General features: G+C 55.6%; 5 protein-coding genes and 1 pseudogene. 3 read left to right on the forward strand and 3 right to left on the reverse strand.

All coding sequences use genetic code 11. From position 1 onward, the window contains the following. Window positions 1-152 precede the first annotated feature (152 nt). Window positions 153-545 (reverse strand): tautomerase family protein, encoded by a 393-nt coding sequence (locus AWB75_RS35965; RefSeq protein ID WP_045457394.1) that lies wholly within the window; start codon window positions 543-545, stop codon window positions 153-155. A gap of 104 nt (window positions 546-649) precedes the next feature. Between AWB75_RS35965 and AWB75_RS35970 the strand changes: the two genes are divergently transcribed. The 3 genes from AWB75_RS35970 to AWB75_RS35980 all read left to right on the forward strand — a co-directional run bounded on the left by AWB75_RS35970 (window position 650) and on the right by AWB75_RS35980 (window position 3546). Further along, a complete protein-coding gene (locus AWB75_RS35970; RefSeq protein ID WP_061128683.1) occupies window positions 650-1540 on the forward strand; it encodes a LysR family transcriptional regulator in 891 nt (296 codons plus the stop codon). Between the two features lie 458 nt (window positions 1541-1998). Beyond that, a complete protein-coding gene (locus tag AWB75_RS35975; protein WP_061128684.1) occupies window positions 1999-2439 on the forward strand; it encodes a potassium channel family protein in 441 nt (146 codons plus the stop codon). 402 nt (window positions 2440-2841) lie between these two features. Next, window positions 2842-3546 carry a LuxR C-terminal-related transcriptional regulator gene (locus AWB75_RS35980; protein WP_159462854.1) on the forward strand — a complete coding sequence of 235 codons (705 nt, stop codon included), beginning with the start codon at window positions 2842-2844 and terminating at the stop codon, window positions 3544-3546. Window positions 3547-3589: 43 nt separating this feature from the next. On the opposite strand, the gene AWB75_RS35985 is transcribed toward AWB75_RS35980, so the two are convergent. Then, the gene (locus AWB75_RS35985) at window positions 3590-5455 is read right to left on the reverse strand and encodes an ATP-binding response regulator (protein WP_061128686.1); all 1866 of its coding nucleotides are present in this window, start codon (window positions 5453-5455) and stop codon (window positions 3590-3592) included. Window positions 5456-5457: 2 nt separating this feature from the next. Continuing rightward, window positions 5458-5658, reverse strand: a pseudogene (locus AWB75_RS39105) (hypothetical protein); the annotation flags it as partial.

A 5658-nucleotide genomic window follows, 5' to 3' on the forward strand; every position in this document is an offset into this window, starting at 1 on the left:
CGGGCGCGCGACGAACTTCATCATCTCACCTCGAATAGCACGCGACGCCGGACCTATTCCAGCGCGCGCCATAACACAATTCCAGCGAATGAAAGGTCAACTGCTCCAGTGGCTTCATGTTCTCCTCCCTGCGCTGCGAGCGGCGATCCGGGCTAGTCGGCGGGTGCGTATTGCATTTCCCCGTTGCCGAACGACCAGTTTTCGCGTGCGACCTCGACCAGGCTGATCCAGACATCTTCCTTTCGCAGCCCCGTCTTCGCTGAAATGCCGTTAGCGACGGCGGCATAGAAGGCCTTCTTCACATCGATCGAACGCCCGGTGTTCCACGTGATCTGGATGAAAACAATCGAAGGAGAGTAAGCGATGCCGAGATAGCCATCGGCGGGATAGATGAGTTCGTCAGCATCGTGGCGGGTGACGATCTGAAATTTGTCGTTGGCAGGGACACTGGCGATCGAGGTCATCGCCTCGTAGACGGTGTCGCTGACGGCCTGAGCGACGGCGGGTGGCGCGGCTTTCGAAAGATCGATTCGGACGAGCGGCATAGTGGCCTCAAAGTGAGAGTGCGTGATAATGCCCACTAGGCTAGACTCAATCCATGCTTTCCAAAAGCGAATATTCAGACTGGCTTAAATGACGGGATGGAATAATGATCGATGAATTGAAATCCTTCGTTACGGTGGTGGAGGAAAGCTCTTTGACCCGTGCCGCGCAAAAGCTGTGCGTCACGCAGTCCGCAGTATCGAAGCGCATCCAGCGGCTGGAAGATGTGCTGGGCGCACCACTTCTCGACCGCAATTCCAAACCGCCGCGTGCAACCGCGCTTGCGCATCGGATCCACGAGCATGCCGTTCCGTTGCTCGCTGCCTTCGACCGGCTGATGAACGTCACCCGTGAGGATGGCGATCCTTCGGGAAAGCTGCGCTTCGGTTTGCCGCAGGGTATCGCCGATATTGTCCTCTTCGACGCCCTGACCGCGCTCAGGGACGCATTCCCGGCACTCGAAGTGACGTTGAGATCGGACTGGAGTCCGGGTCTGCTTCGTCTGCTCGATGCAGGTGGATTGGATGTCGCCGCCATTCTGACTCCGAAGGGCAGACAACCCACCGATGACTACGTGCGCCAACACGTCGCGACACTGGAACTCGTCATCGTGCAGAGCAAAAGGCGTCCGCTGGTTTCGAATCGTGCGACGCTCGCGGCCGTTGCGGATGGCGGATGGATCCTGAACCCCGAAGGGTGCGGCTATCGGGCGGCGCTGCAAAACGCGATGGAAAGGGCCGGTTACGCCCTGCGCGTCAAGGCAGATACGCACGGCAGCGAGATGCAATTGCAACTCATCGCCTCCGGCCTGGGATTGGGCTTGGTTCCGCGCAGCGTGCTTACGCACAGCGTTTGGCAGCGGCGGCTCGAAGTCGTGAAGGTCGCGCGCTTCGCGCCTAAGCTCGATGTATGGCTTTTGCATGCGCCTCACATCGGGAATTTTAGCCCTGCGGTTGCGCACCTCGGAGACACGATGAAAGCATCGTTCAAGTCTTGAAGGTTGCGGTGGATAGAGGGCTGCCGTCGCCGATGTCGTGGAGTAGGAAGCGGCTGACTCCGCATATCAGCAACACTTGCTCGCCCTTAACGCATTTTACATAAAGGAATTTATCGCCAAGATTTTGGATTACTAACTACACCGCAGGTCAACAAAAGTGTGAGAAGCGAGTCACGTTGATCTGCGGTGACTCGTCGATGAATCGAAGCGACATCCGGCGGACCCGACCTGACCGAGTTCGGCCATGAGCCGTCATCGTCGGTAGCCGTACTCAGACATTCGGGCGACTGTATCGCTCAGTAAGCGAACGTTCGACACATTTGGCGTGGAGCAAGGCTGGGCGCAGGCTGACGCAATGTGGCCTATGATCGCCCGGGGGTTGCAAATTGTGAAATTGCGATCTCCGCGTCTCGAATGATGCGTTTCTTGCCTGCGCTCTCCCGAAGACGGAGTCAATCATGCTACACAATGTCCTGGCGGCCGCTCCGGCTATGGTTCTGTGCCTGCTGCTGCAAAGCGTGGTGGTAGCCATCTGCCTGCGTCGCTACGCGCGCTTCCGGAGCAACGTCAAGAGTCAGGACTTGCTATGGGTGGACGTCCTGCTATTGATGACCGTGATGACGATGACTTTGCTCTGCAATTTCGCTCAAATGGCGATCTGGGCTGCGCTGTTCATGTTCTTAGGCGAGTTTTCCGATTTCGCCATTGCTCTGTATCACTCCGCGGTCAACTTCATCACGCTGGGCTACGGCGACATTGTCATGTCCAAGCAATGGCGCATGCTTGGCCCAATCGAAGCTGCCAACGGCATCCTTATGTTCGGAGTCTCAACCTCGGTGATGACGGCTGCGGTCATGGATGTGATTAAGTACCATAACGCCCGGCTACGGCAGGAGTAGCCGCGGGAGCACTGCACATGAATTCGCAGTTCAGCGAATTCTTGCGGAGACGTCGGAGAACAAGGCGGCGACAAGACTCTGCAAAACGGTCGGGATGCGTGTTGGGATCTTTCGCGACCGCCGAATGTTGCTAATGCGGCGTTGGCTTGCTGGCAAAGAATCGGCGAGGCGACTGTCGGTACTCAGCAAGACATCCAACGACGAGGCTGTCGGCGCGCCAGACACTTCCCGGATCGCAGTCACGTCCGCTGCTGCCGCGGAGGCCCGATTCGCTCGTGCAACGTCCTGCAAGTTTCAAGGGTCTGTGGCTTCGCCCGACATGCTATGCTGCTAAGGAATGTTGCGCGCAAATGTAGCGTACGATCGATTGCCTTTCTCGGATGTACGAAGAGGATAAGCGACATGAAAATCCTGTGGGTCGATGACCACGAAATTCTTTGCGTTGCACTTTGCGAATATGTTCAAACACACGCGTCCGAGCTAAGCGCAACCGCAATCGACATTACGCCCGTCTTCACGCTTGCCAGCGCGCTTGAAGAAGTTAACAAGACACCGCCCCCAGACCTAGTATTCCTGGATCTTAATCTGGATGGTGAAAACCGCGGCGCCGCTACACTTGAGCATTTCCAGGCCGGAAATCTGTCCAATGTTCCTGTGGTCATCTGCACTGGACTTGCTCCTAGAAACGATGATGAAGTTGAAATTTTGCGAATTTGCATGCGTGACTACGCCGCTCGAGGAATCCTGTTGAAAGGAGGCGCGCACAAAAAAATGTTCATTGGACTGAGCAGGATCTTAGGAGGTGAACTCTGGATCCCGGAAGAAGTCTTGCTCCGCTTTGCCTGCTTGACTCAAGCGCCCTTAGCTAGCCAAAATCAACTTCATCTTGGGCTTTCTCCGCGAGAGTGGGACGTGGCGCGTTGCATTGCACGTGGTCTTTCAGGGAAACAGATCGCAAGAGAGCTCGGCGTCTCCGAAGGACACGTCAGACAGGTTTCCTGTGTTATTTACGATAAACTTCAAGTCAGAAACCGCGTAGAAGCTGCACTTCGAGTCAACGCCGAACTGACCCCTGGAAGGGGGGCAACACACACGCGACTGTCGTGACGATCTCTGCTGGACCGCTCTTCATGTTGCGCTGCCATCACTTCTAAGCGCCTTCGGTCGACGTTTTTGGCTTATGTTTTGCAAGTGTGGTTAATAAGGTTCGTTCCGAAACCGGTTTCGACAAAAGCTTCATGCCACTGACGGCCACTTTTTTGAGCACCGCTGACGAGGTGTCCCCCGACCACAGGATCGCAGGGATCGAAACGTTGGTAGCAGCGCGGACCGCCGTAATCGCAGCAATACCGTCCTCGTGCTCCAGCCGGTAGTCGGAGAGGATGAGGTGCGGACCGCTTGCCAAAGCTTCACTACGCAATTGCTCGATGACGTCGGATGATGATTCCCCGGCTACGACGTAGCAGCCATGCTCGATCAGGCGCATCGATATTTCGATTCTTAGGTCGCTATTGTCCTCGATGATCGCCACGACCATATTGGTCAGGTCCGGGTCGCCGTCTTCGGCCGTTTGAACCTCCCGCAACTCCGGCGGTATAAGTCCCATGAACGGGACCACAACCGAAAAACGCGAGCCCCGCCCTGGTGTCGAGTCGATGTGGAGCTTGTGACCGAGAAGGTTCGCGAGTCCCTGAACAATGGACAGACCCAGGCCGAACCCTTTTTCGCGATTCCTCTCGGGATTATCGACCTGTACATAGCTCTTGAAGATATCCGCCTGTCTACCTTCTGGGATACCGATCCCGTTGTCCCAGACGCTTATCTTTATGTGGCTGCCTCTCCTTTGGCAACTCACCAGAACATGCCCTTTCTTTCGTCCCTGTTCGGAAGGCGTGTAACGGATCGCATTGGTCACCATATTCCGAATGATCCTGTCCAACGCAGGTCGATCCGTACGGACCAGATAGGGGCGGCAATGGAGTCTCATTTTCAGCCCCTTCGCCTCAGCCAGCGGCTGCATATCCACGACTATGCCGCGTAAAAGGGAAGGCAGCGCCACCTCCTGAATTTCTACATTCCATGTGCCGGACTCAAGGCGGCAGATATCCAGTGCACCGTTGATCATCCCTTCCATCGCATCCACTTGCCTTTGCGCATTCGAGACGTCCGCAACCAGCTCGGTCGATTTAATGCTCCGCTCGATATAATTTAACTTCAGACCGAGCGTTGTAAGCGGTTGACGCAAGTCATGGCTTATTGCAGCGATAAGCAGGTTTTTCTCCGCCTTTGCCGCTTCCGCCCGCTTTCGCGCCTCATCGAGAATGATCTCTTTAACATATGAGCGTTTCTGACTGTAAAAGAAAAACCACGCCAGGAAACAATAGCCAATTAGTTGAGTAGAATAGAACCCCAGCATTGCTGGCCGGTGAATATATAGAGCTGGTCCCAGGCTAAATCCGAACGGTACAGCGCCAAGCACGAACGAACCTAAATTCGCACGAAGACTGGGTGCGAGCAGTAGCAGGGTAAATGTATGGCTGATCAGCGTGTACTCAAGGAAGCCAGAACTTGCCAATTTGATGTAGGGAGGGCGGGGCGAGAAATCGGGTGGGGTTAGCCCAAGGCTACCCGCCGCCCACCAGAACGATGTCAGTGTGACGCTTGCAGCCCATGCCCAGTGCATCTGCTCGATCGCGTTGGCGCTGGCGTGCTTCGGGAGCGCCTTGGTCTTTTTCAGTAAGTATGCTGCCATGGGAGTCGCCATGCCCCAAAATCCCAGGACCCAGACGACACGGAACCAACGATAGCTATCCGACGTTTTGATCCACGATCCGTATACACACAACAGCGAGGCGCCGACCGCCACTAGTACGGTCCAACACACGGCTCGACGGGACAGCGATTGCAATAACTCGCGTTTGACGAAGAGCTTCTGCTCGGTACTGAGTGCTGCAGCTGTGCCCAGAAAAGAATTCACAAATCCAGCGAATCTGTGTACCTTGATTGTGTGAGCCATTTTCACTCGCCTTCCGTCAATATTTTCGGCTTATGTTCTGCAAGTATGGTTAATAAGGTTCGCTCCGAAACCGGTTCGGACAAGAGCTTCATGCCACTGACGGCTACTTTTCTGAGCACCGCTGACGAGGTGTCCCCCGACCACAGGATTGCAGGGATCGAAATGTTGGTAGCAGAGCGGACCGCCATAATCGCAGCAATACC

Origin of the sequence: Caballeronia catudaia, assembly GCF_001544755.2 — a bacterium.
In the GTDB taxonomy this organism is placed as follows: Bacteria; Pseudomonadota; Gammaproteobacteria; order Burkholderiales; family Burkholderiaceae; genus Caballeronia; species Caballeronia catudaia.

What these genes read in the sequence shown, in the direction of transcription:
- AWB75_RS35975 (WP_061128684.1), top strand. Translation starts at nt 1,999, where the DNA reads ATGCTACACAATGTCCTGGCGGCCGCTCCGGCTATGGTTCTGTGCCTG.
- AWB75_RS35965 (WP_045457394.1), bottom strand. Translation starts at nt 545, where the DNA reads ATGCCGCTCGTCCGAATCGATCTTTCGAAAGCCGCGCCACCCGCCGTC.
- AWB75_RS35980 (WP_159462854.1), top strand. Translation starts at nt 2,842, where the DNA reads ATGAAAATCCTGTGGGTCGATGACCACGAAATTCTTTGCGTTGCACTT.
- AWB75_RS35970 (WP_061128683.1), top strand. Translation starts at nt 650, where the DNA reads ATGATCGATGAATTGAAATCCTTCGTTACGGTGGTGGAGGAAAGCTCT.
- AWB75_RS35985 (WP_061128686.1), bottom strand. Translation starts at nt 5,455, where the DNA reads ATGGCTCACACAATCAAGGTACACAGATTCGCTGGATTTGTGAATTCT.